This window comes from Frankia sp. CcCS3, assembly GCF_977927575.1.
Genome location: NZ_CDWRCL010000024.1, coordinates 1 through 23316 on the forward strand (window position 1 = coordinate 1; position 23316 = coordinate 23316).

Annotated in this window: 21 protein-coding genes, 4 tRNA genes and 1 pseudogene; 5 read left to right on the forward strand and 21 right to left on the reverse strand. The window is 68.2% G+C overall.

Going from position 1 to position 23316, the window contains the following annotated elements:
* From AC08OQ_RS04150 to rpsL, 3 genes are all read right to left on the reverse strand, one after another.
* Positions 1-256 (reverse strand): GTP-binding protein (locus tag AC08OQ_RS04150; RefSeq protein ID WP_476611906.1); only part of this gene is annotated, 256 nt, incomplete at its 3' end.
* 6 nt (positions 257-262) lie between these two features.
* Entirely contained in the window at positions 263-733 is a 471-nt protein-coding gene (rpsG, locus tag AC08OQ_RS04155; RefSeq protein WP_009740531.1) for a 30S ribosomal protein S7, read from the reverse strand.
* Positions 733-1107: a 30S ribosomal protein S12 gene (gene rpsL / locus AC08OQ_RS04160; RefSeq protein WP_009740532.1), complete on the reverse strand. Its 375-nt coding sequence runs from the start codon at positions 1105-1107 to the stop codon at positions 733-735. The genes rpsG and rpsL overlap by 1 nt, the downstream gene beginning before the upstream one ends.
* Positions 1108-1660: 553 nt before the next feature.
* Between rpsL and mug the strand changes: the two genes are divergently transcribed.
* Positions 1661-2248, forward strand: coding sequence for a G/U mismatch-specific DNA glycosylase (gene mug, locus AC08OQ_RS04165; RefSeq protein WP_462185685.1), 588 nt, complete (start codon positions 1661-1663; stop codon positions 2246-2248).
* Here mug and AC08OQ_RS04170 read toward each other — a convergent pair.
* The 11 genes and pseudogenes from AC08OQ_RS04170 to AC08OQ_RS04220 all read right to left on the reverse strand — a co-directional run bounded on the left by AC08OQ_RS04170 (position 2225) and on the right by AC08OQ_RS04220 (position 15782).
* On the reverse strand, positions 2225-2593 hold the full coding sequence (locus AC08OQ_RS04170) for a pseudouridine synthase family protein (protein WP_476598556.1): 369 nt from the start codon (positions 2591-2593) through the stop codon (positions 2225-2227). The genes mug and AC08OQ_RS04170 overlap by 24 nt on opposite strands.
* Positions 2594-2772: 179 nt before the next feature.
* Positions 2773-3063 (reverse strand): annotated as a pseudogene (locus tag AC08OQ_RS04175) (pseudouridine synthase); the annotation flags it as partial.
* A gap of 309 nt (positions 3064-3372) precedes the next feature.
* A complete protein-coding gene (locus AC08OQ_RS04180) occupies positions 3373-7260 on the reverse strand; it encodes a DNA-directed RNA polymerase subunit beta' (protein ID WP_476611907.1) in 3888 nt (1295 codons plus the stop codon).
* A gap of 105 nt (positions 7261-7365) precedes the next feature.
* Entirely contained in the window at positions 7366-10791 is a 3426-nt protein-coding gene (gene rpoB, locus AC08OQ_RS04185) for a DNA-directed RNA polymerase subunit beta (protein WP_476611908.1), read from the reverse strand.
* 875 nt (positions 10792-11666) lie between these two features.
* Entirely contained in the window at positions 11667-12059 is a 393-nt protein-coding gene (gene rplL / locus AC08OQ_RS04190) for a 50S ribosomal protein L7/L12 (RefSeq protein ID WP_476601593.1), read from the reverse strand.
* Positions 12060-12162: 103 nt separating this feature from the next.
* Positions 12163-12726: a 50S ribosomal protein L10 gene (rplJ, locus tag AC08OQ_RS04195; RefSeq protein WP_462185680.1), complete on the reverse strand. Its 564-nt coding sequence runs from the start codon at positions 12724-12726 to the stop codon at positions 12163-12165.
* 387 nt (positions 12727-13113) lie between these two features.
* The gene (rplA, locus tag AC08OQ_RS04200; RefSeq protein ID WP_462185679.1) at positions 13114-13830 is read right to left on the reverse strand and encodes a 50S ribosomal protein L1; all 717 of its coding nucleotides are present in this window, start codon (positions 13828-13830) and stop codon (positions 13114-13116) included.
* Between the two features lie 137 nt (positions 13831-13967).
* Entirely contained in the window at positions 13968-14402 is a 435-nt protein-coding gene (gene rplK, locus AC08OQ_RS04205; protein ID WP_476601592.1) for a 50S ribosomal protein L11, read from the reverse strand.
* Between the two features lie 35 nt (positions 14403-14437).
* Positions 14438-15226: a transcription termination/antitermination protein NusG gene (gene nusG / locus AC08OQ_RS04210; RefSeq protein ID WP_476601591.1), complete on the reverse strand. Its 789-nt coding sequence runs from the start codon at positions 15224-15226 to the stop codon at positions 14438-14440.
* Positions 15227-15382: 156 nt separating this feature from the next.
* Entirely contained in the window at positions 15383-15631 is a 249-nt protein-coding gene (gene secE / locus AC08OQ_RS04215) for a preprotein translocase subunit SecE (RefSeq protein WP_476603306.1), read from the reverse strand.
* 78 nt (positions 15632-15709) lie between these two features.
* Positions 15710-15782: transfer RNA gene (locus AC08OQ_RS04220), tRNA-Trp, on the reverse strand.
* Positions 15783-16141: 359 nt separating this feature from the next.
* Between AC08OQ_RS04220 and AC08OQ_RS04225 the strand changes: the two genes are divergently transcribed.
* Positions 16142-17350, forward strand: coding sequence for a pyridoxal phosphate-dependent aminotransferase (locus tag AC08OQ_RS04225; RefSeq protein WP_462203597.1), 1209 nt, complete (start codon positions 16142-16144; stop codon positions 17348-17350).
* A 46-nt stretch (positions 17351-17396) separates the two neighbouring features.
* Here AC08OQ_RS04225 and AC08OQ_RS04230 read toward each other — a convergent pair whose 3' ends face one another.
* The 5 genes from AC08OQ_RS04230 to AC08OQ_RS04250 all read right to left on the reverse strand — a co-directional run bounded on the left by AC08OQ_RS04230 (position 17397) and on the right by AC08OQ_RS04250 (position 19147).
* Positions 17397-17825: a MaoC family dehydratase gene (locus tag AC08OQ_RS04230; RefSeq protein ID WP_476601594.1), complete on the reverse strand. Its 429-nt coding sequence runs from the start codon at positions 17823-17825 to the stop codon at positions 17397-17399.
* A gap of 110 nt (positions 17826-17935) precedes the next feature.
* Positions 17936-18397: an FAS1-like dehydratase domain-containing protein gene (locus tag AC08OQ_RS04235; RefSeq protein WP_476604487.1), complete on the reverse strand. Its 462-nt coding sequence runs from the start codon at positions 18395-18397 to the stop codon at positions 17936-17938.
* A 238-nt stretch (positions 18398-18635) separates the two neighbouring features.
* Positions 18636-18800 (reverse strand): 50S ribosomal protein L33, encoded by a 165-nt coding sequence (gene rpmG, locus AC08OQ_RS04240; RefSeq protein WP_009740545.1) that lies wholly within the window; start codon positions 18798-18800, stop codon positions 18636-18638.
* A 94-nt stretch (positions 18801-18894) separates the two neighbouring features.
* Positions 18895-18971: transfer RNA gene (locus tag AC08OQ_RS04245), tRNA-Met, on the reverse strand.
* 100 nt (positions 18972-19071) lie between these two features.
* Positions 19072-19147 (reverse strand) — tRNA-Thr (locus AC08OQ_RS04250).
* 418 nt (positions 19148-19565) lie between these two features.
* Between AC08OQ_RS04250 and AC08OQ_RS04255 the strand changes: the two genes are divergently transcribed.
* Together AC08OQ_RS04255 and AC08OQ_RS04260 are read left to right on the forward strand one after the other, a co-directional pair.
* Positions 19566-21071 carry a GH25 family lysozyme gene (locus tag AC08OQ_RS04255; protein WP_476604488.1) on the forward strand — a complete coding sequence of 502 codons (1506 nt, stop codon included), beginning with the start codon at positions 19566-19568 and terminating at the stop codon, positions 21069-21071.
* A gap of 193 nt (positions 21072-21264) precedes the next feature.
* The gene (locus tag AC08OQ_RS04260; protein WP_476611909.1) at positions 21265-21807 is read left to right on the forward strand and encodes a DUF7144 family membrane protein; all 543 of its coding nucleotides are present in this window, start codon (positions 21265-21267) and stop codon (positions 21805-21807) included.
* Between the two features lie 25 nt (positions 21808-21832).
* Here the strand turns inward: AC08OQ_RS04260 and AC08OQ_RS04265 are convergent, their stop codons facing one another.
* Positions 21833-22285 (reverse strand): gamma-glutamylcyclotransferase family protein, encoded by a 453-nt coding sequence (locus tag AC08OQ_RS04265; RefSeq protein WP_462185671.1) that lies wholly within the window; start codon positions 22283-22285, stop codon positions 21833-21835.
* A gap of 139 nt (positions 22286-22424) precedes the next feature.
* Here AC08OQ_RS04265 and pyrE point away from each other — a divergent pair, with 139 nt between their 5' ends.
* Positions 22425-22958, forward strand: a complete 534-nt coding sequence (gene pyrE / locus AC08OQ_RS04270) for an orotate phosphoribosyltransferase (RefSeq protein ID WP_476599998.1) — start codon at positions 22425-22427, stop codon at positions 22956-22958.
* Between the two features lie 110 nt (positions 22959-23068).
* Here pyrE and AC08OQ_RS04275 read toward each other — a convergent pair.
* Positions 23069-23153 (reverse strand) — tRNA-Tyr (locus AC08OQ_RS04275).
* Positions 23154-23316 lie beyond the last annotated feature (163 nt).

The window sequence follows — 23316 nt, forward strand, 5'->3', positions numbered from 1 at the left end:
CGGGGGTGTCGATGATGTTGATGGTGTGGTCGCGCCAGATACAGGTGGTGGCCGCGGAGGTGATGGTGATCCCCCGCTCCTGCTCCTGCTCCATCCAGTCCATCGTGGCGCCGCCCTCGTGGACCTCACCGATCTTGTAGTTCACACCGGTATAGAAGAGGATGCGCTCGGTGGTGGTGGTCTTGCCCGCGTCGATGTGGGCCATGATCCCGATATTGCGGGTCCTGGCCAGCAAGGAATGTACGTCAGATGGCATCTCGGATCACCAGCGGTAGTGGGCGAAGGCCTTGTTGGACTCCGCCATCTTGTGGGTGTCCTCCCGGCGCTTCACGCTGGCGCCGAGGCCGTTGCTCGCGTCGATGAGCTCGTTCATCAGCCGCTCGGTCATCGTCTTCTCGCGACGAGCCCGGGAGTAGCCGACGATCCAGCGCAGCGCGAGGGTGGTGCTCCGGCCGGCGCGAACCTCGACCGGAACCTGGTAGGTGGCACCACCCACCCGGCGGCTACGCACCTCCAGCGTCGGCTTGACGTTGTCCAGCGCGCGCTTGAGCGTGACGACCGGGTCGTTGCCGGTCTTGTTCTTCGCACCCTCGAGTGCGCCGTACACGATGCGCTCCGCGACCGACTTCTTACCGCTCAACAGCACCTTGTTCACCAGCGCGGTCACCAGCGGCGACCCGTACACCGGGTCGACCACCACGGCGTGCTTGGGCGCAGGCCCCTTGCGCGGCATCAGCCCTTCTCCTTCTTCGCGCCGTAGCGGCTACGAGCCTGCTTACGGTTACGGACGCCCTGCGTGTCGAGAGCGCCTCGGACGATCTTGTACCGGACACCCGGAAGATCCTTCACTCGGCCACCGCGAACCAGGACGATCGAGTGCTCCTGCAGGTTGTGGCCGACCCCGGGGATGTAGGCGGTGACTTCGATCCCGCTGTTCAACCGGACCCGGGCCACCTTGCGCAGGGCCGAGTTCGGCTTCTTCGGGGTGGTCGTGTAGACGCGGGTGCACACACCACGACGCTGAGGGCTTCCCTTGAGTGCCGGGGTCTTGGTCTTCTCGACCTTGTCCTGCCGGCCCTTGCGGACCAGCTGCTGGATCGTGGGCAACGCCGCTCCCGTTCCTGTCACGCCTCGTCGTACTGCCTTGGGCAACCAGACCGGTACGCCGGCCTCCCTGCTGCTGTGGTCCGCACCCGACCCACCGGAGTGTCCTCGAGCGGCTTCTCCGACCCACGCGGTCGGGCGTGTCGCGCCATTCGACCGGAACCTCGATGCGGTAATCCAGTTCCGGTGAGGGGCACGCCAGCCCGCCCGTCCGCTTCGCGGAATCGAGCTCGACAGTCGCCGACGGATACCCGAATAGTGACTTTACGTCAACCTAGCGAGCACCACGGCGCCACATCGAAGTGCAGGACGCACGCCGGAGCCACGTGGACTCCGACCACAGGGCTTAACAGTACTCCACGCCCGCGTCAGGTGTCGAACGGGGGTGTCCGGCGAAATCCCCCGCAGACCCCGCGCGCACTATGGCACTCGACAAGCGCATGCACTCGACGAGCGGCACAGGCGGGCAGCAGCACGGCCCCACGTACTGGCACGCTGCACCTACTGGCACGCTGTACGGGACAGCACGATACCGGCATCGGAGGCCCGCGAGGACATGTCTGACGCAGCCGGCGCGCGATTCGCGGCCGCCCCCGCCCGACGCCGGCCGAGCCGGGACGAGCTGCTCGCGGCCTACGGGACCACCGTCCCGGACCTGGTCGCCCCGGCCACCGTCGTGCTGCTCTGCGGGATCAATCCGTCCCTCGAGTCCGGGGCCACCGGCTTTCACTTCGGCACGCCGAGCAACCGGCTGTGGCCGGTGCTGCACCTCGCCGGCTTCACCCCACGCCGGCTGCATCCCAGCGAGACCGACGAACTGGCCCGCCGGGGCATCAGCATCACCAATCTCGTCCACCGCTCCACCGCGCGCGCCGACGAGATCAGCGATGACGAGGTCCGCGCCGGCGTGCCCCGGCTCACCGAACTCGTCGAACGGGTCTCGCCCCGGTGGGTGGCCTTCCTCGGCCTGGCCGCCTACCGGATCGGGTTCGGGCGCCGCAGCGCGAAGGTCGGCCGCCAGGCGGAGACCCTGGGACCCGCCGGCATCTGGCTCCTGCCCAATCCGAGCGGCCTGAACGCGCACTATCAGCTGCCCGACCTGGTCCGGGTCTACGGCGAGCTACGCGAAACCGCCTATTCCTGACCCACCCGCCACGTTCCCGAGGAGGGCCGCCGCCGGGCCGGCCGGCAGATGCGCGCGTACCGGGGCCCAGAAGTCGGCTCCGGGGGGCGCCTCGACCTCGATGCGGGAGCCGCCGGCCCAGGCCGCATCGAAGGCGAGCCGCCACGAGTGCAGCAGGGTGCGGGCGGTAGCACCCCGGCCGAACAGCGGATCGCCCTCGATCGGGTGCCCGATCCAGGCCAGATGCACCCGGATCTGGTGGCGCCGCCCGCTGACCGGCGTGACTGCGAGCAGGGTGTACTCACCGCCCTCCCATACCCGGATGAAGGTCGTGACGGACGGGTATGTCCGGACGTGGGAGAACACCGCGGCGGGCGGAATCGTCCGACGCCCGCGCCGGTCGGGGCAAGCCCTGCCCGGGGAACCTCCGCCAAGGGGGCCATCTCCGCCAGGCCGGCCATGATGTCGGCCCGGTTCGCCGCCACCCGGACCCGACTCTTGCGCCCCACGCTCAGCGGCAGATCAATGGTCCCCGAGGCGGGCAGTCCACGGGTCCGGGTCAAGACGAGGTATCGCTTGTCCACCGTGCGGCGCTGGAACTGCCGGGTGAGATCACCGTGGAACCGCAACTGCCGGGCGAAGAGCACCAGGCCCGAGGTGACCTTGTCGATGCGGTGCACCGGGAACAGCTCCTCGCCGTCATCCCCGGCGAGGGTGACGAGATCGGTGTCGTGCCGCTCTCCCATAACCGAGATGCCGACGGGTTTGTCGAGCACGAGAATGGCCTCATCCTCGTAGATCATTCGCTCCCGGCGAATCTCGGTCCACCCGGTCATAAAACGGCCAGCCCCGGTCACGTCAACTGCCGGGGAGCGATTCGATGGCCACTGTCCGATAAGGCGCGGCCAACCGACTCAGGTCGTCGTGGTCGCCGGTCAGAATCACACCGCCGCTACCTTCCACCGCCACCGCAGGTGCCTGCCCCTATCCTACCGATTTTCGCCTCTGCGCGCCGTCCCACCAGCGGGCTCCGGACCTGGACGCGCAACCGGCCCGGCACCCTGGTGAGGGCGCCGGGCCGGTCCTGATCGATCGGGCTTCGGTCGGGCTCTGGTCAGCTCCGCTCGGTCAGCCTCGCGACCTGCTCAGCGGAAGTCTCCCGAGCTGCGGTAGTCGAACTCGTCCAGCGGGACCGCCTGGCCGGAGCCCGTGCCGAACGCGCCGTAATCGACGCCGCCGTCCTCGTAGGCACCGACGGAGTACATCGCCGCACGTGCCTCCTCGGTCGGCTCGACCCGGATGTTGCGGTACCGGGAGATCCCGGTGCCGGCCGGGATGAGCTTTCCGATAATGACGTTCTCCTTCAGGCCGACGAGCGAGTCCGACCGGGCGTTGATCGCCGCGTCGGTGAGCACCCGGGTCGTCTCCTGGAAGGATGCGGCCGACAGCCACGACTCGGTCGCCAGCGACGCCTTGGTGATCCCCATGAGGACCGGGCGGGCCGAGGCCGGCTGGCCACTGGCTTCCACCACCCGACGGTTCTCCGCCTCGAACCGGGCCCGCTCGCAGAGCTCACCGGGCAGCAGGGTGGTGTCACCCGACTCGAGAACGTTCACCCGCTTGAGCATCTGGCGGATGATGATCTCGATGTGCTTGTCGTGGATCGACACACCCTGCGACCGGTAGACCTCCTGGACCTGGTCCACCAGGTGGAGCTGGACCTGGCGCGGCCCGAGGATGCGCAACACCTCGTGCGGGTCGACGGCACCGTCGACGATCTGGCTGCCGACCTCGATGTGGTCGCCCTCGCGGACCCGCAGGCGCGAACGCCGCGAGACCGGGTAGGCGATCTCGTCGCTGCCGTCGTCCGGCACCACCACGACCTTGAAGGTCTTCTCGGTCTCCTCGATCTTCACCCGGCCGGAGACCTCGGTGATGGGGGCCTTGCCCTTCGGGCTGCGCGCCTCGAACAGCTCGACGACACGCGGCAGGCCCTGGGTGATGTCGTCGCCGGCGACGCCACCGCTGTGGAAGGTACGCATCGTCAGCTGGGTGCCGGGCTCACCGATGGACTGCGCGGCGACGATGCCGACGGCCTCACCGACGTCGACCAGCTTGCCGGTGGCGAGCGAGCGCCCGTAGCACTGGGCGCACACTCCCATCCGGGACTCGCAGGTCAGCGCCGAGCGGACCCGCACCTGCTCGATGCCGGCCTCGATGATCTGGCTGATCGCGACGTCCCCGGCGTCGGTGCCGGCGGGCACGATGACCTCGCCGTTCGCGTCGATCGCGTCGGAAGCCAGCGTCCGCGCGTACGCCGAGGTCTCGGCGTACCGGTCCCGGACCAGCACCCCGTCGGCGCCCTTGCGGGCGATCCGGGTGAGGATGCCGCGCTCGGTGCCGCAGTCCTCCTCGCGGACGATGACGTCCTGGCTGACGTCGACGAGCCGCCGAGTCAGGTACCCCGAGTCCGCGGTGCGCAGGGCGGTGTCAGCGAGTCCCTTACGGGCACCGTGGGTGGAGATGAAGTACTCCAGCACGGTCAGACCCTCGCGGAAGTTCGCCTTGATCGGCCGCGGGATGATCTCACCCTTCGGGTTGGAGACCAGGCCACGCATGCCGGCGAGCTGCCGGATCTGCATCATGTTTCCAGCGGCTCCGGAGTTGACCAGCACGTAGACCGGGTTGGTCGCCGGGAAGTTCTCCTCCATCGCCTCGGCGATCTTGTTGGTCGCCTCGGTCCAGATCTGGACCAGCTCGCTGCGGCGCTCCTCATCGGACAGGAAGCCGCGGTCGAACTGCTTCTGGACCCGGTCGGCACGCTGCTCGTAGTCGTCGAGGATCTCGGCCTTGTTCGGCGGCGCGACGACGTCCTCGATCGCGACGGTGACCCCGGACCGGGTGGCCCAGTAGAAACCGGCGCTCTTCAGGGCGTCCAGGGTCGCCGCTACCTGGATCTTCGGGTACCGCTCAGCCAGGTCGTTGACGATCGCGGCCTGTGCCTTCTTGTTCAGCTGGGCGTTGATGAAGGGGTAGCCCTCCGGCAGCGCCTCGTTGAGCAGGCAACGGCCGAACGTGGTCTCCAGGGTGAACACGTCCCCGGTGACCCAGTCGGCGGGCGGGACCCAGTCCGACGGCGGGGTGGTGTCCCGCAACCGCACCTTGATCTTCGCCTGAAGGGCGATCTCCCGGGCGTCGAACGCCATCTGCGCCTCGGCGACGCTGGAGAACGACCGCCCCTCGCCGAGCGCCCCCTCGGCCAGGCGGGACAGATGGAAGACCCCGGTCACCATGTCGAGGCTCGGCATCGCCAGCGGCCGGCCCGATGCGGGCGAGAGGATGTTGTTGCTCGACAGCATCAGGATCCGCGCCTCGGCCTGCGCCTCGGCGGACAGCGGCAGGTGCACCGCCATCTGGTCACCGTCGAAGTCGGCGTTGAACGCCGTGCAGACCAGCGGGTGGATCTGGATGGCCTTGCCCTCGACGAGCTGCGGCTCGAAGGCCTGGATGCCGAGGCGGTGCAGGGTCGGCGCCCGGTTGAGCAGCACGGGGTGCTCGGTGATGACCTCCTCGAGCACGTCCCACACGACCGGGCGGGCCCGCTCGACCATCCGCTTCGCCGACTTGATGTTCTGCGCGTGGTTGAGGTCCACCAGGCGCTTCATCACGAACGGCTTGAACAGCTCCAGCGCCATCTGCTTGGGCAGACCGCACTGGTGCAGCTTGAGCTGCGGACCGACGACGATGACCGAACGGCCGGAGTAGTCGACCCGCTTGCCCAGCAGGTTCTGGCGGAACCGGCCCTGCTTGCCCTTGAGCATGTCGGACAGCGACTTCAGCGGACGGTTACCCGGGCCGGTGACCGGCCGGCCGCGGCGGCCGTTGTCGAACAGCGCGTCGACGGCCTCCTGCAGCATCCGCTTCTCGTTGTTGACGATGATCTCGGGCGCGCCGAGGTCGAGCAGCCGCTTCAACCGGTTGTTCCGGTTGATCACCCGGCGATACAGGTCGTTGAGGTCCGAGGTGGCGAACCGGCCACCATCGAGCTGCACCATCGGGCGCAGATCGGGTGGGATCACCGGGACGCAGTCGAGCACCATCCCCATCGGGGAGTTGCGGGTGTTCAGGAACGCCGAGACAACCTTGAGCCGCTTGAGCGCGCGGGCCTTCTTCTGACCCTTGCCGCTGCGGATGGTCTCGCGCAGCGACTCGGCCTCGGCGCCCAGGTCGAAGTCAGCGAGCCGCCGCTGCAGCGCCTCGGCGCCCATGCCGCCGTCGAAGTACGCACCGAAGCGGTCGCGCAGCTCGCGATAAAGCAGCTCGTCCGGCTCCAGGTCCTGGACCTTCATGTTCTTGAAGCGGTCGAAGACCCGGTCGAGATCGTCGATCTTACGCTGCACCCGGTCCCGGATCTGGCGCATCTCGCGCTCGGCCGACTCGCGGACCTTGCGTCGCGCGTCACCCTTGGCGCCCTCGGCCTCGAGCTGCGCGAGGTCGGCCTCGAGCCGCTTCTGCCGGACTTCCACGTCGGCGTTCTTCTTGTCCTCGAGCTGCTGTTTCTCGACGCCGATGCGGGCCTCGAGGGTGGGCAGGTCGCGGTGACGCGCCTCCGTGTCGACCTTGGTGATCATGTAGGCGGCGAAGTAGATGACCTTCTCGAGGTCCTTCGGCGCCAAGTCCAGCAGGTAGCCGAGCCGGCTCGGAACACCCTTGAAATACCAGATGTGGGTGACTGGGGCGGCGAGCTCGATATGCCCCATGCGTTCGCGGCGCACCTTGGCGCGGGTGACCTCGACGCCGCAGCGCTCGCAGATGATGCCCTTGAAGCGGACCCGCTTGTACTTACCGCAATAGCACTCCCAGTCCCGGGTGGGACCGAAGATCTTCTCGCAGAAGAGTCCGTCCTTCTCCGGCTTCAGGGTGCGGTAGTTGATCGTCTCCGGCTTCTTGACCTCACCGTGCGACCACTGGCGGATGTCATCCGCGGTGGCGAGACCGATGCGCAGTTCGTCGAAGAAGTTGACGTCCAGCAAGACTGTCGCCTGCTCTCTCTTTCTCGGTCGGGACGCTGGAGTCGGATGGAGCCGCCGGAGGCCTCGCCGCCCATCAGGGCGGGGGCGTCGGACCCCCGGCGTCCGTCAGACCTCCTCGACGCTGCTCGGCTCGCGCCGGGACAGGTCGATCCCGAGTTCCTCCGCCGCACGGAAGACGTCCTCGTCGGTGTCACGCATCTCGATCTGCACGCCATCGCTGGAGAGCACCTCGACGTTGAGGCACAGCGACTGCATCTCCTTGATGAGCACCTTGAACGACTCCGGGATACCGGGCTCCGGAATGTTCTCGCCTTTGACGATCGCCTCGTAGACCTTGACCCGGCCCACGACGTCGTCGGACTTGATGGTCAGCAGTTCCTGCAGGGCGTAGGCGGCGCCGTATGCCTCCAGCGCCCACACCTCCATCTCGCCGAACCGCTGGCCACCGAACTGCGCCTTACCACCCAGGGGCTGCTGGGTGATCATTGAGTAGGGACCGGTCGACCGGGCGTGGATCTTGTCGTCGACCAGGTGCAGCAACTTGAGGATGTAGATGTAGCCGACCGCCACCGGGTAGGGATACAGCTCACCGGTCCGGCCGTCGAACAGCTTGGCCTTGCCGGAGGAGCCGATCAGCTGGACGCCGTCGCGGTTGGGCAGGGTGGAGTCGAGCAGGCCGGTGATCTCCTCCTCGCGAGCACCGTCGAAGACGGGGGTCGCCACGTTGGTGCCGGCCGGGGCGGCGTCCGCGCCGATGCCACGCAGCCGCTCCTTCCAGTCCTCGGTGCCGGAGTCGACCTGCCAGCCGGTCTTGGCAACCCACCCGAGGTGGGTCTCCAGGATCTGGCCGAGGTTCATCCGGCGCGGCACGCCATGCGGGTTGAGCACGACGTCGACGGCGGTGCCGTCCTCGAGGAAGGGCATGTCCTCGACGGGCAGGATCTTGGCGATGACACCCTTGTTGCCGTGCCGGCCGGCAAGCTTGTCCCCGTCGGTGATCTTCCGCTTCTGGGCGACGTAGACCCGGACCAGCTCGTTGACCCCGGGCGGGAGCTCGTCGCCGTCCTCGCGGGAGAACACCCGCACGCCGATGACCTTGCCGGACTCACCGTGCGGCACCTTCAGCGAGGTGTCACGGACCTCCCGGGCCTTCTCCCCGAAGATCGCGCGCAACAGGCGCTCCTCGGGGGTCAGCTCGGTCTCGCCCTTGGGTGTGACCTTGCCGACCAGGACGTCGCCGGGCGAGACCTCGGCGCCGATCCGGATGATCCCCCGCTCGTCGAGGTCGGCGAGAACCTCCTCGGCGACGTTCGGGATGTCCCGGGTGATCTCCTCCGGGCCGAGCTTGGTGTCGCGGGCGTCGACCTCGTGCTCCTCGATGTGGGTCGAGGACAGCACGTCGTCCTGGACGAGACGCTGGGACAGGATGATCGCATCCTCGTAGTTGTGCCCCTCCCACGGCATGAAGGCGACCAGCAGGTTCTTGCCGAGCGCCATCTCACCGTTGTCGGTGCACGGGCCGTCCGCGATGACCTGGCCGGCCTCGACCCGGTCGCCCTCGTTCACGATCGGCTTCTGGTTGATGCAGGTGCCCTGGTTCGACCGGCGGAACTTCGCCAGCCGGTAGGTGCGCCGGGTGCCGTCGTCGTGCATGACAGTGATGTAGTCAGCCGAGAGATCCTCGACCACCCCCGCCTGGGCGCAGACGACCACGTCGCCGGCATCCTTGGCCGCGCGGGCCTCCATCCCGGTGCCGACCAGCGGCGCCTCGGAGCGCAGCAGCGGCACCGACTGGCGCTGCATGTTGGAGCCCATGAGCGCGCGGTTGGCGTCGTCGTGCTCGAGGAACGGGATCATGGCAGTGGCCACGGAGACCATCTGACGGGTCGAAACGTCCATGTAGTCGACCTCATCCGGCGGGATGAACTCGACCTCACCGCCCTTGCGGCGGACCAGGACACGGTCCTCCGCGAACGTTCCGTCCGGCCGTAGCGGCGCGTTCGCCTGCGCCTTGACGTGCCGGTCCTCCTCATCGGCGGTCAGGTAGTCGATCTCGTCGGTGACGCGGCCGTCCACGACCTTGCGGTACGGCGTCTCAACGAAGCCGAACGGGTTGATCCGGGCGAACGTCGACAGCGAGCCGATCAGACCGATGTTCGGGCCTTCCGGCGTCTCGATCGGGCACATCCGGCCGTAGTGGCTGGGGTGCACGTCGCGAACCTCGAAGCCCGCCCGCTCTCGAGAAAGGCCGCCTGGGCCAAGTGCGTTCATCCGGCGCTTGTGAGTCAGACCAGCCAACGGGTTCGTCTGGTCCATGAACTGCGAGAGCTGACTGGTGCCGAAGAACTCCTTGATGGAGGCGACGACCGGCCGGATGTTGATCAGGGTCTGCGGCGTGATCGCCTCGACATCCTGCGTAGTCATCCGCTCGCGGACGACCCGCTCCATCCGGGCAAGTCCCAGCCGGACCTGGTTCTGGATCTGCTCGCCGACCGAGCGCAGGCGACGGTTGCCGAAGTGGTCGATGTCGTCGACCTCGTACTCGGCCGGATCGGCGCCCGCGTGCAGCTTGACGACGTACTCGATGGTGCGGACGATGTCGTTCTCGGTGAGAACGCCGATGTCGTGAGCAACGTCGAGGGAGAGCTTCTTGTTGACCTTGTAGCGACCGACCTTGGCGAGGTCGTAACGCTTCGGGTTGAAGAAGAGGTTCTCCAGCAGGGTCTGCGCCGACTCCCGTGTCGGCGGCTCACCCGGGCGCAGCTTGCGGTAGATGTCGAGCAGCGCATCGTCCTGGCCGGCGGTGTGGTCCTTCTCCAGGGTGATGCGCATCGACGGGAAGTCACCGAACCGCTCGAGGATGCGGGCCTCGTCCCAGCCGAGCGCCTTGAGCAGCACCGTGACGGACTGACGGCGCTTGCGGTCGATCCGCACGCCCACGGTGTCGCGCTTGTCGATCTCGAACTCCAGCCAGGCTCCCCGGGAGGGGATCACCTTGCAGGAGTACAGGTCCTTGTCGGAGGCCTTGTCGAGGCTGCGCTCGAAGTAGACCCCCGGGGAGCGCACGAGCTGGCTGACCACCACGCGCTCAGTGCCATTGATGACGAAGGTGCCCTTCGGGGTCATGAGCGGGAAGTCACCCATGAACACCGTCTGGCTCTTGATCTCGCCGGTGGTGTTGTTGGTGAACTCGGCCGTGACGAACAGCGGGGCCGAGAAGGTCATGTCCTTGTCCTTGCACTCCTCCACGGAGTACTTGGGCGGTTCGAACCGGTGGTCCCGAAAGGACAGTGACATCGAGCCGGCGAAGTCCTCGATCGGGGAGATCTCCTCGAAGACCTCCTCGAGACCCGAGGTGATCGGAACGTCGTCACGGCCGGAATCGATGGCCTCCTGCACCCGCTCCGCCCAGGCGTCACTACCGATCAGCCAATCGAAGGACTGCGTCTGAAGAGCAAGGAGATCCGGGACCTCGAGGGGCTCGATGATCTTAGCGAAGGAGATGCGGGAAGAAGAGCGCGAGGCGGCCAAGGTGGTCCTTCCGGTGGCCTGATCGTCGGGCTGGCGTCGCGGACGTCAAGTATCCGTCGGGGAATGGTCAGGTGATCAGTGTCTCGCTACGGTTGTCAGGAACGGCGGCGGGGGGTGCCCCACCGGTGAGACGATGGCCGCGGAACGTGGAGGCCGACCCCCGGGCGTCCTGCGTAGCGGATGTGCGGCCGACAACGGGCACGCGAAAGCATCGCCACGGCATGTGCGCGCGGCGACACGAGTGTCCGCTGAGAACAACGGATCGGTGTATGGGCAAGGGGCTCGCTCAGGGTCCTCGGTGTGGCAGCCGTACAGCCGTGCCACACTCCGGCACGACCAGCGCGCCTCCGCATCGTCCCGGACCGACCGCGAGTACCGCTCCGGACCACGTAACCGGAACCGCCTCACGGTGCATACCAGCCCCCGAACAGGGCCGACCGTCACCAACGGCACGGTGTCGGCGAGGTCGATACAACGAGAAGGGCAGCGCAAACTAGCAGTGTAGCCGAAGGGCACACCGCTGGCAAGGATCTGCGTGATGGGACCACGCAGGGAGGACGTAGCGCACCGCATCTGCTCCCGACGAGGGTTCGCAAACTTGATGGAACTCCGATCCACAGAGGCCGTCAACCCCCTTCGGAAAACGTCACGAACGGACCCGACCTGCCCATCTGTGCATCGGGCCGCCTGCGGTGGACCTTCCGGGCCTTCCAGACAGCACGTGCCGGGGCACCGCAGAGAGGTGCCCCGGCACGGGGGTGTCCGCCACGGCCACGCCGAGCGGCCGCAAGAGACGCCCCGCCCGGCGACGGACATCGCCGGGCGGGGCGTCCCAGGGCAGCGAGGTGCTGCCGGTACTGCTCGGACTGCCGGTACTACTTGACGGTGACCGTGGCGCCGGCGCCCTCGAGGGCCGCCTTCGCCTTGTCCGCCGCCTCCTTGGCGACCTTCTCCAGGACCGGCTTCGGAGCCCCGTCGACGAGGTCCTTGGCCTCCTTCAGCCCGAGGCTGGTCAGCGCACGGACCTCCTTGATGACCTGGATCTTCTTGTCACCGACGGATTCAAGGATGACGTCGAACTCGTCCTGCTCCTCGGCGGCCGGCGCCTCGCCGCCCGCACCATCGGCGGCCGGGGCTGCGGCCACGGCGACCGGAGCCGCGGCGGTGACGCCGAAGGTCTCCTCGAACTGCTTCACGAACTCCGAGAGCTCCAGCAGGGTCAGTTCCTTGAAGGCGTCCAGCAGCTCTCCGGTCGACAGCTTCGCCATGGTGGCGGTTCCTTCCTTGTCATGCCTGATTCGGGGTGGCCTGCTCGTGACTGCGAGCAACCTGGTTGTGACCTCGGGGCGGCACCATGGTGGCGCCGTTCGGCTATTCGGCGGCAGCCTCGGCGGCCGGCTGCTCGGCGGCGCCGACGGACTGGCCTTCGCGCTGCTCGCGCAGCGCCTCCGCAAGCCGGGCCACCTGGGACAGCGGAGCGGCGAAGAGCCCGACGGCCCCGGCCAGCGTGCCCTTCATCGCCCCGGCCAGCTTCGCCAGCAGGACCTCGCGGGACTCGAGATCCGCAAGCTTGCGAATCTCGTCGGCGGTCATCGGCTTGCCCTCGACGAAGCCGCCCTTGAGCACCAATGCCGGGTTCGCCCGAGCGAAGTCGCGCAGGCCCTTGGCCGCCTCGACCGGGTCGCCGCTGACGAAAGCGACAGCGGTCGGCCCGACGAACAGGTCGTCGAGTCCGGTGACCCCGGCCTGCTCCGCCGCAATCTTGGTCAGAGTGTTCTTGACCACGGAGTAGCGCGTGCCCTCGCCGAGGGCACGCCGCAGCTCGGTGAGCTGGCTCACCGTCAAACCGCGGTACTCCGTGAGCACCGCGGCGGTCGAGCCACGGAGCTCCTCGACGATCTCCGCCACCGCGGCGGTCTTCTCAGCTTTCGCCATGGGGCTCCTTCGGGGTGTCGGCTGGTCATCCGGAAACGCCCCCGGAACATGACGAACGCCCCGGCGCAGGCGCACGGGGCGTGAAGGGCGGCGGTGGCGCTACCGGGTGCGTCACCCGGCTGCGTGCATCCGTCACGGAGCTTCCCGTCCGTCACCTGCGCGGGCCGCCCGGAGAACCCGGGGCCTTCGGCCGTCGGTCGAACCGGACGAGGAGTGACCCTCGACGGGAACGGAGACGGCAACCAGCGGTCTTCGGTGTGGAACTGGATATCAGTGTACGCGATTGTTGTCCGCGGCTGTTCGTCGCTGTTCGCCCGCCCGGCGGCCGCACGCATGGCTTCGCGCGGCGGTGCTTCCGGACGGGCGAGAGCCTCCGGACGGGCCGGATCAGGCGGCGGCACCCTCGTCGAGCAGGTTGCGGGTGCGGTTCGGGTCGACCGGGATACCCGGGCCCATGGTGGTCGTGAAGGTGACCTTCTTCAGGTACCGGCCCTTGGCCGCGGACGGCTTCACCCGGACGATCTCATCCAGGGCAACCGTGTAGTTCTCGATCAGCTGGGTGTCAGTGAAGTTCGTCTTCCCGATGACGATATGCAGGTTACCCTGCTTGTCTACCCGAAAGTTGATCTTTCCACCCTTGATGTCGGAGACGGCCTTGCCGATGTCCAGCGTCACGGTGCCGGTCTTCGGGTTCGGCATCAGGCCGCGGGGGCCCAGGACCCGAGCGATCCGACCGACCTTCGCCATCTGGTCGGGCGTCGCGACGGTCGCGTCAAACTCCAGGAAGCCCTCCTGGATCCGGGCGACCAGGTCGTCGCTACCGACGATGTCGGCCCCGGCCGCGCTCGCCTCAGCGGCCTTCTCCCCGGCGGCGAAGACGGCGACGCGGGGGGACTTCCCGGTGCCGTGCGGCAGGTTGACCGTGCCACGGACCATCTGGTCGGCCTTACGAGGATCGACCCCGAGCCGGATCGCAACCTCGACCGTCGCGTCATACTTCGTCGTCGAGGTCTGCTGCGCGAGGCGGACCGCCTCCAGCGGGCTGTAGAGGTTCTCCAAGTTGATCTTCTCGGCCGCGGCGCGGTAGGCCTTGCTGCGCTTCATACTGTCTGTCTCCTCGTGGTGATGGCGGACGGCCGTCGAAGGGGCGCGGCGACGTGGACACGTCCTGTCCACCCGGCACCTGCGCCCGGCCGCCCTCCCACTGGTCGGTCCGGTGGTGGGGGAAACTCGAGGGCGTACTACTCGCCGACCGTGATACCCATGGATCGGGCGGTACCAGCGATGATCTTCTCGGCGGCCTCGATCGAGGTGGCGTTGAGGTCCGGGAGCTTGGTCTGGGCGATCTCGCGGATCTGCGCCGCGGTGAGCTTGGCAACCTTGTCCCGGCGCGGGGTGCCACTGCCCTTCTCCACGCCCGCGGCCTTGAGGATGAGCCGCGCGGCCGGCGGGGTCTTCGTGACGAAGGTGAAGGACCGGTCGTCGTAGACGGTGATCTCGACCGGCACGACGTTGCCGGCCTGCGACTCGGTCGCCGCGTTGTACTGCTTGCAGAACTCCATGATGTTCACGCCATGCTGACCCAGCGCGGGGCCGACCGGCGGCGCCGGGGTGGCCTTGCCGGCGTTGATCTGGAGCTTGATGATCGCGGTGATCTTCTTCTTCTTGGGAGGCATGTGCTCGTCTTCCTACCGGGGTTCTACGGAGCGGATCAGATCTTCGCGACCTGATTGAACTGCAGCTCGACGGGCGTCTCCCGACCGAAGATCGAGACCAGCACCTTCAGCCGCTGGGCGTCGAGGTTGATCTCGCTGATGGTCGCCGGGAGCGTGGCGAAGGGGCCGTCCATGACGGTGACGGACTCGCCGACCTCGAACTCCTGCACCCGGACGGTCTCGACCTTCTTCTCCTTCGGCGCAGCCGGGGCGAGGATCGAGAGGACCTCCTCCCGGCGCAGCGGGGAGGGCCGGTTGGTGAGCCCGACGAACCCGGTCACACCCGGGGTGTTGCGGACCGCCGACCACGACTGATCGGTCAGATCCATCCGGACGTAGATGTAACCTGGGTACTTCTTCTGCTGGACAAGCTGCCGCTTGCCGTTCTTGACCACCGGGACCTCCTCGGTGGGCACCTCGATCTGGAAGATGTAGTCCTCCATGTTGAGGCTGGAGATCCGGGTCTCGAGATTGGTCTTGACCTTGTTCTCGTACCCCGCGTAGGAGTGCACGACGTACCACTCGCCGGGCGCGTCCTCGATCGCCCGCCGCAGGTCATCGGCGTCGTCGGCATCGTCGTCCGTCAGGGCCGGCGGCACCGTCCCGACCGCCGGGGAGGCCGGGAAAGCACCCTCGGGATCGGTCTCGGCGGCGGCGTAGACGCCGCCAAGTTCGGCGCCAGCGTCCGTGCTCGCCACCTCGTCGTGCTCGAACGCCGCGAGGGGATCGAGACGGGCGAGGGCCTCCCCCTGCTCGGAAGAGGCGTGCTCGGGCGACTGGGACACGCGGACGATCCTTACTCTCGTGAACACTTCTGCTGCTGTGGACCCGCGGAGCGGCGCTGCGCGGGCGTGGGGCCGGACGGGCAGCCCGCTCGCCGACGGGCAGCTCCAGCGACCACCGCCTGCCTCGGCCCCGGCCTGTCCGGCCGGTGGGGCCCGTCAGCCGAAGACCGCGAGAACCGCCTTCGTGAGGCCGAAGTCGAGGGTAGCCACGAACGCCGTCATCACGCTGACGAAGACGAGCACGACCAGCACATAGGTGATCAGCTCACTCCGCCCGGGGTAGACGACCTTCCGTAGCTCCGCCATGACCTCGCGGATGAACACAAGTGGCCGATACCGACGTCGACCCGCGGCACGCGTAGCCCGCTTGGGGCGCGGTGCCGCGTCACGGGTATCGGTCGCCACTCAACTCCACCCACTCCGTCATCGGACCAGCGTCATCGGACCAGTCAGGTCATCGGACCAGCCAGCTGTCGAACAGCGCAGGGGCGACAGGACTCGAACCTGCAACCGCCGGTTTTGGAGACCGGTGCTCTACCAATTGAGCCACGCCCCTAGACACACACCCGGATCCTTGCGACCGCTACGCCACCATACCCCGGCTATGCGCTACGTAGCACATAGCCCAGACGTAGTGCATAGCTCAGCCGCACGGTGATGTACCGGAATGGGTACCCGAGCGGATCGAGCATACCCCTTTGCCGCCTGGACTCCGCGTACGGCGACTCCGCGTACGGCGATCGCGTCGAGGGGCAGCGGGGGCCCGAGGCGGCAGCGGGGGGCAGCGGGGGCTGGCAGCCTGTCACGGAGGTTCGAACGGATGCGGCCGGACGGGCCGACCGTTGCCGGACGGTCCGGACGGATCCCGCGGTACGTCCGACGTGCATCCGACACACATGTGACAGCCGTGGCAGCATGGCGGCCATGAGCAGGATCTCGCACCGCATCGGGGGGATCGCACCCTCCGCAACGCTCGCCGTCGACGCCACCGCCAAGGCGATGCGCGCCGCGGGCCGCGACGTGATCGGGTTCGGCGCCGGGGAACCGGACTTCCCGACCCCGGACCACATCGTCGCCGCCGCCGAGAAGGCATGCCGCGAGCCCCGCATGCACCGCTACAGCCCGGCCGCGGGCCTGCCGGAGCTGAAGCAGGCCATCGCCGAGAAGACCGCCCGAGACTCGGGGGTGATCGTCTCACCGAGCCAGGTCCTGGTGACCAACGGCGGCAAGCAGGCTGTCTACGCGGCGTTCGCGACGCTGCTCGACCCGGGGGACGAGGTGCTCCTGCCCGCCCCATACTGGACGACCTACCCGGAGTCGATCCGGCTGGCCGGGGGTGTCCCGGTCGACGTCGTCACCGGTCCGGAAGCCGGGTACCGGGTGACGGTGGAACAACTGGAGGCGGCACGCACCCCGCGGACCAAGGTTCTGCTGTTCAACTCCCCGTCGAACCCGACCGGCGCCGTCCACACCCCCGAGGAGATCCGCGCGATCGGGCGGTGGGCCGAGCAGGCCGGGATCTGGGTCATCAGCGACGAGATCTACGAGCATCTGGTCTACGGCGAGACGAGGTTCGCCTCCGTCCTCGCCGAGGTACCCGAGCTCGCGGAACGCTGCATCATCGTCAACGGGGTCGCGAAGACCTACGCGATGACGGGATGGCGGGTCGGGTGGCTGATCGGGCCGGCGGACGCCGTGGCCGCCGCGACCAATCTCCAGTCCCACGCGACATCGAACGTTTCGAACGTCGCCCAGGCCGCCGCGCTCGCCGCGGTCGCCGGCCCGCTGGACGCGGTCGCCAAGATGCGTACCGCCTTCGACCGCCGCCGGCAGACGATGCACCGTCTGCTGTCGCAGACGCCCGGGATCCGCTGCCCACTGCCCGACGGGGCGTTCTACTGCTATCCGTCGGTGCAGGACGTGCTCGGACGCACCCTGCGCGGCCGTACCCCCACCACGTCCGCGGATCTGTGCCAGCTGATCCTTGAGGAGGCCGGGGTCGCGATCGTGCCGGGTGAGGCCTTCGGGACTCCCGGCTTCGCTCGACTGTCCTACGCGCTGAGCGACGACGATCTCGTTAAAGGAGTCAGCCGCCTCTCCGCCCTGCTTGCCGAGGCGGCCTGAGGCCGCCGGGCAGCCCGGCGGCCAGTCCCCCGCCGCGCGGCAGGCCTCAGCGCAGCCGGACGGTCGCCCGGGCCGCCATCAAGACCTTTTTGCCGTCGCATCGGGTGGTGAGATTCACCACTACCAGGTTGTCGTCGAGCTTCTTCTCGACCACGCCACGCACGGACACCGTCGCGCCGACACCGTCGTCGGGAACGATCACCGGGGAGGAGAACTTCACCCCGAACTCGACCACGGCGCCTGGGTCCCCAAGCCAGTCCGTGACCAGCCGCGCGGCCATAGCCATGGTCAGCATGCCGTGCGCCAGCACTCCCGGCAGGCCGGCCTCGGCGGCCGCCCGATCGCTCCAGTGAATGGGGTTGAAGTCGCCGGATGCACCGGCATACCGGACAAGATCATCCCGGCGCAACGGGAAAAGCCGCTCCGGCAGCTCGGTGCCGACCTCGACGTCGTCGTAGCTCACCGTGGCGGTCATCGTTCTCCAGATCGTGAGGACGCCCGGGGTCGCCCGGAACGTGCGCAACGCGCGGTCGCCGGAGCCGAGCGGGGCCGGCGGGACTGCCGGCAACCCTGTCGGCAAAGGTGTCATCGGTGCCTCGGCGGAGCCGTCCCGCGCGAGACCAGCCCACACACGCCGGTGGCGACCTGCTCTCCGTAGATCGTGGCGAACTGGTAGTTGACGACGAGCACCTCGTTGGTCCCCACGGACCGGATGCCGGTCAGGGTCGAGGTGCAGATCAGCTCGTCGCCGGCCACCACCGGCCGAAGCAACACGAAACGTTCCTCGCCGTGGACGACCAGGGAGAAGTCGAGGCCGAGCTCCGGATCGTCGGTGGGCACCCCGAGGGTTCCGGGGATCACTGTGATGAGGAACGTGGGTGGGGCCACGAGATCGGGATAACCAGCGGCCTTCACGGCCTCCAGATCGTGGTACAGCGGGTTGTCGTCCCCGATCGCTTCGGCGAACCTCCGGATGTGCTCGCGCCCGACCTGGAACGGGACGGAGGAGACCGAGCTTCGTCCCACGAAGTCCTGATTGAGCGGCATCGCAACTCCGATCGCGCCATCAGCGGGATGACCAGGGTGTCTCTACGTGGTTACCACATCGCCCGCCACCGGTCGATAATCTGGGCCGGCATGCCAGCTAGCCGGCCCAGGACTTCCCTGACCGGCTACCGGGGCGGAACGTAGATAAGTACACGAAGGATTCAGCGACCCCGCCACCCCGCCTGTCCACGTGGGGACAGGCGCCCGGACGCGCCGATGGGCAGCCGCCAGAACGACGTCAGCGCGTCTCGCGGTGCTCCGTGTGCTTGCCGCAGTTCGGGCAGAACTTCTTCAGTTCGAGGCGGTCCGGGTCGTTGCGACGGTTCTTGCGCGTGATGTAGTTCCGGTGCTTACACACCTGACACGCCATTGTGATCTTCGGGCGGACATCGGTGGCGGCCACGGCGTGATGCCTCTTCCTGAGTCGGTTACTGAACAGGTCGGGCGGCGTGGCGAACCGCGATCCCGCACGGGCTTCGCGGCAGGCCGCACCCTGCTGGTAGCGGTGGCCGGACTTGAACCGGCGACACAGCGATTATGAGCCGCTTGCTCTGCCAGACTGAGCTACACCGCTGAGATGGTCCACCTGGTTGCGGCGGCCCGACCAATATCTTACCCCGCGGGAGGACCGGCGGACATCCCCCCCGGACACGAACCCACCCGAAGGCAGAACGTGGAGCCCCTTTACGGAATCGAACCGTAGACCTTCTCCTTACCATGGAGACGCTCTGCCGACTGAGCTAAAGGGGCGAGGTCGCGGAGCTCAGATTACACGACGACGGGCGGGGTTGGGTGGCCCCCTCACCCGCTTCGCCCCCGAACCCACCGATCCTCCCCGGCGACCGATCCTCCCCGGCGACCGGCGCGAGGGCCTCCGTAGGCCACGTCGGCGCTACGCGGGTCGGAAACGACCCCCCGTCCTGGTCGCCAGGTCCGCCCCATGGCACGCCAGTACGCCCGACCCTCACTCCGTTCCATCGAAACATGCGGAGATTGCCGGCGGGAACAACTAGCCGTAGCAACCTACTTGGACGCCACTCACGCTGATAGCTGTAAGTAATCTCTTCGATGCTTAGCGTATGGAGCACCTGTTGGTGCGCCGCTGCCAGCGTAGCCAACTGCCTGGCGAGCCTCCCCAGCATCGCCTCCCGAGCATCGAGGGTTGCCCATGCGTCCTACGCACCGTTCCAGCCGGTATCCGACGACGCGCAAGGTCCGGCCCGGTCCCACCGCCGACGACACCGTGCCGACGACCACCACCCTGCCGACCACCGCTCTGCCGACCACCGCCCCCACGCCTGGCCGCCCGGATGAAGAAGGTCACGGCCCTCCGTCGGGGTCGGCACGGCGGCGGGTCGACACCCGCCCGTCCCTGCTGCCGATCCCCCTCCCCCAGCGGGTGACGAGCATCGCGGCGCTGGCCATCACCGCGGGGGCGTTGACCGCGACCACCGGAGTCGCCCAGAGCGCGGTGCCGTCCCCGACCTGGCCACGGGGGATCGACGTGGCCTCCTGGCAGCATCCCGGCGGCAGCCCCATCGACTGGATCGCAGCGCGCGGCTCCGGCCTGAGCTTTGCGATCATTAAGGCCACCGAAGGAACGAACTACACCAATCCGTACTTTGCCGCGGACCGGGAGGCGGCCGCCAAGGCCGGTCTGGTGGTCGGGGCCTATCACTACGCGCGGCCGGCGCGGCCGATCTCGACCGCAGTGGACCAGGCACAGCGCTTCATCACGGTGAGCGGGCTGACCCGCGCCGCCGGGCAGCTGGCCCCCGTGCTCGACCTCGAGGACGACGGAGGACTCGATCCCGCCACGCTGGCCGCCTGGACGAGGGCGTTCCTCGAGAAGATCGAGACCGAGACCGGCCGGGCGCCCATCCTCTACACGTACCGCTCGTTCTGGACCAAGAAACTGGCGGACGACCACAGCTTCGCCCGGTATCCGTTCTGGTTCGCCATCTACAACAACAAGGCGACCCCGGGCTGGCTGCCCGGCGGCTGGACGAAGTGGGCGCTGTGGCAGTACACCTCGAGTGGAAATGTCCCGGGGATCATGGGCAACGTCGATCTGAACGTGCTGTGCTGCACGCCGACCGCGCTCGCCGCACAGGCCGACGGCACCCACAGCGAGATCGAGAAGTGGTACGCGACCGCCGGGCTGAACCGTCTGGCCGTTGGGACGCCCGTCGACAGCGAACTGCCCGCCGGCGGTGGCGGTCGCTGGCAGCGATACTCCAACGGCCTGGCCTTCTGGTCCGTGGCGACCAGCGTACGGGCCCTGCACGGATCCATCGCGACAAAGTTCCTGGAGCTGGGCGGAACGAACAGCTTCCTGCACCGACCAGTGAGCGGTGTCGAGTACGCCACGGCCTCGGAGACGCTTCAGGCGAGGTTCCAGGGTGGCTGGATCTACTGGCACCCGGCCATCGGCGCGCACGAGGTCCACGGCCGCATCCTGCAGACCTATCTGGGCCTCGGTGGCACGACGTCGAGCCTCGGGCCTCCGATCACCGACGAGTACTCGGTCCCGGGCGGACGGGAGAGCGCCTTCCAGTTCGGCAAGCTCCGCTGGAGCGCGGCGACGAACGCGGTCACGACACTGCCCGCCGGCAAGAGTGGGACCGGCAGAAGTGGCGTGGGTGCGGCGGGTGGCGCCGGCATCGCTCCCTGATCGTGTCCCGGGCCGGCGAGAACCATCTCCGGCCCGACGGACACGACGATGGGTGACGGCGGTCTACCGTGGGTATCGCACCTACGCGGCGGAGAGGTAGTCGTATGACCACCGAACAACGACGGACCGCACCATGCGGGCAGAGCGATCCGCCGCGAGTACGACCGGGGAGGATGAGATGGCAGGAACACGGGTGGCACGCCCGCTGAACGGATGGCTCACCTTCGCCGCCGTCATCATGTTCATCGTCGGCTTCCACAACCTGATCTACGGCATCGCGTCCCTGCGCGACTACACCGTCGTAGTGAACAACCTCAACGGCGGGGCCAGCGTGATCTACGCCGACACCACCTTCTGGGGCTGGTTGTGGATCGTGGTCGGCGTCGTCGAGATACTGATCGCCTTCGGCATCGCGGCCCGTAACGAGGCCGCCCGCTGGGGAGGTGTCGCAATCGCGGCGATCAACGCCATCGGGCAGCTGGCGTTCCTTGCAGCGTTCCCGGTCTGGTCTGTCGTCATCATCGCGATCGACGTAGTCGTCATCTACGCACTGTGCACCTACGATGCTCCTCGGGCCAGAGCCGGGTACGAGGAGCCGTATCCGAGCGACCAGGCCGGGGTCTCCGCCGGGCGTGAGGCCGGAGTCGGTCGCCTCGCCGAGACCGGTGGCACCCGGGTGACCTCCGGGGGCGGCATCCGGCGCGAGGAGGGTCCGCGGCCGCCCACCACCGGCTGAACGGCGACTCGCGGTCAGCTCGCGGTCAGGGTGCCGGATCTGCCAGCCCCGCCCGCCAGGTGACGCATCGCAGGGCGTAGTCGGTGAGATGACGGTCGGCGAAGACGCGGGCGTCCCAGTTCTCCGGCATCGCCTCGGCGAGGTCGCGCCAAAGGTAGGCCATGGCGGGTAGCCCGTCGGCCAGGACTAGCGGACGGGCTTCGTAGGCCTCGCCTTCGAAGGCATCGAGGATCGCCCGTTCCCGTGGGGCGAGCCCCAAGAGGACGAGGCCGGCGGTGGCCCGATCCGGCCCGTCCGCCTCGGCCGTGGGCACGAGGCCCGGATAGAGCCGGTCACGCAGCCGGGCGGCCCGCCAGCCGGTGACCGTAGCGGGCCCCGCCTGGGGCACGCGTCCGATGAGCGCCCGCACGACCTCGGGGAACAGCAGCGTCCCGTAGACGAACAGCGGGACCGCGCGCTCCGCCTCAGCCGACGACATGAGGCCACGGTAGTGCCCCGGCCGTGGCGGCCCACGAGCCACGGTTTCTGGTCACCGGTCACCGGTGACTGTTTAACGACCACCGGTGACCGTCTGCGGCCGGCATCCCGGCTGGGAACCGGTCCTAGAGTGAGCAGACGTGAACGACAACGCGGCGCTGGCCGCCCAGGTTCGGGCTGCTTCCCATCTGACCGGGACATTCCTGCTCCGGTCGGGTCGGACAAGCACCGAGTACTTCGACAAGTACCTCTTCGAAGCCGACCCGGCGCTGCTCGCCGCGGTGGTGGCCGGACTCACCGAGTTGGTGCCGCCCGGCGCGGAGATCCTCGCCGGACTCGAACTCGGCGGAGTGCCCCTCGCGACTCTGCTCTCCCAGCGCACCGGCCTGCCCGCCCGGTTCGTCCGGAAGAAGGCCAAAGAATACGGCACCCGACGCATCGCGGAGGGCGGCGACGTCACCGGACGCCACGTCGTCCTCATCGAGGACGTGGTCACCTCCGGTGGTGCCGTGCTCGACGCGACCCGGGTACTGCGGGATGCCGGAGCGGTCGTGGAACACGTGCTCTGCGTGATCGACCGGCAGGAGGGCTGCCGGGAGAGACTCGCCGAGCTCGGTCTGACGTTGCACCCCGTCCTGACCCGGGCGGACCTGGATGCCGCCGCGAACACCTGACCGCCCGGCGACAAGGAGCATCCGCGACCGCACGCGCACAGGCCCGGAGCGATGCCCCGGGCCTGTGGATCCGAGCCTGTACAGAAGCATGATCCCCGGGAACTGCGGGATGGTGGCAGGTGATGGATTCGAACCATCGTAGGCTGAGCCGACGGTTTTACAGACCGCTCCCTTTGGCCGCTCGGGCAACCTGCCGTCGTGGAGAAGCATACCGGTCCCGACGGAGCATCGTGATGCCGCACCACCCCGCCGCAGCCGCCGACGATCGATTACAACGGTGAGTAGCGGCTCACGAGACGAAGGCCGCGCACCACGATCACGCACAGCGCCCGACTCCACACGATCCTCACCCACATCG

What these genes read in the sequence shown, in the direction of transcription:
- mug (WP_462185685.1), top strand. Translation starts at nt 1,661, where the DNA reads ATGTCTGACGCAGCCGGCGCGCGATTCGCGGCCGCCCCCGCCCGACGC.
- rplK (WP_476601592.1), bottom strand. Translation starts at nt 14,402, where the DNA reads ATGCCTCCCAAGAAGAAGAAGATCACCGCGATCATCAAGCTCCAGATC.
- AC08OQ_RS04265 (WP_462185671.1), bottom strand. Translation starts at nt 22,285, where the DNA reads ATGTCGTCGGCTGAGGCGGAGCGCGCGGTCCCGCTGTTCGTCTACGGG.
- AC08OQ_RS04230 (WP_476601594.1), bottom strand. Translation starts at nt 17,825, where the DNA reads ATGACCGCCACGGTGAGCTACGACGACGTCGAGGTCGGCACCGAGCTG.
- rplA (WP_462185679.1), bottom strand. Translation starts at nt 13,830, where the DNA reads ATGAAGCGCAGCAAGGCCTACCGCGCCGCGGCCGAGAAGATCAACTTG.
- rpsG (WP_009740531.1), bottom strand. Translation starts at nt 733, where the DNA reads ATGCCGCGCAAGGGGCCTGCGCCCAAGCACGCCGTGGTGGTCGACCCG.
- rplL (WP_476601593.1), bottom strand. Translation starts at nt 12,059, where the DNA reads ATGGCGAAGCTGTCGACCGGAGAGCTGCTGGACGCCTTCAAGGAACTG.
- AC08OQ_RS04225 (WP_462203597.1), top strand. Translation starts at nt 16,142, where the DNA reads ATGGCGGCCATGAGCAGGATCTCGCACCGCATCGGGGGGATCGCACCC.
- AC08OQ_RS04235 (WP_476604487.1), bottom strand. Translation starts at nt 18,397, where the DNA reads ATGCCGCTCAATCAGGACTTCGTGGGACGAAGCTCGGTCTCCTCCGTC.
- rplJ (WP_462185680.1), bottom strand. Translation starts at nt 12,726, where the DNA reads ATGGCGAAAGCTGAGAAGACCGCCGCGGTGGCGGAGATCGTCGAGGAG.
- AC08OQ_RS04255 (WP_476604488.1), top strand. Translation starts at nt 19,566, where the DNA reads ATGCGTCCTACGCACCGTTCCAGCCGGTATCCGACGACGCGCAAGGTC.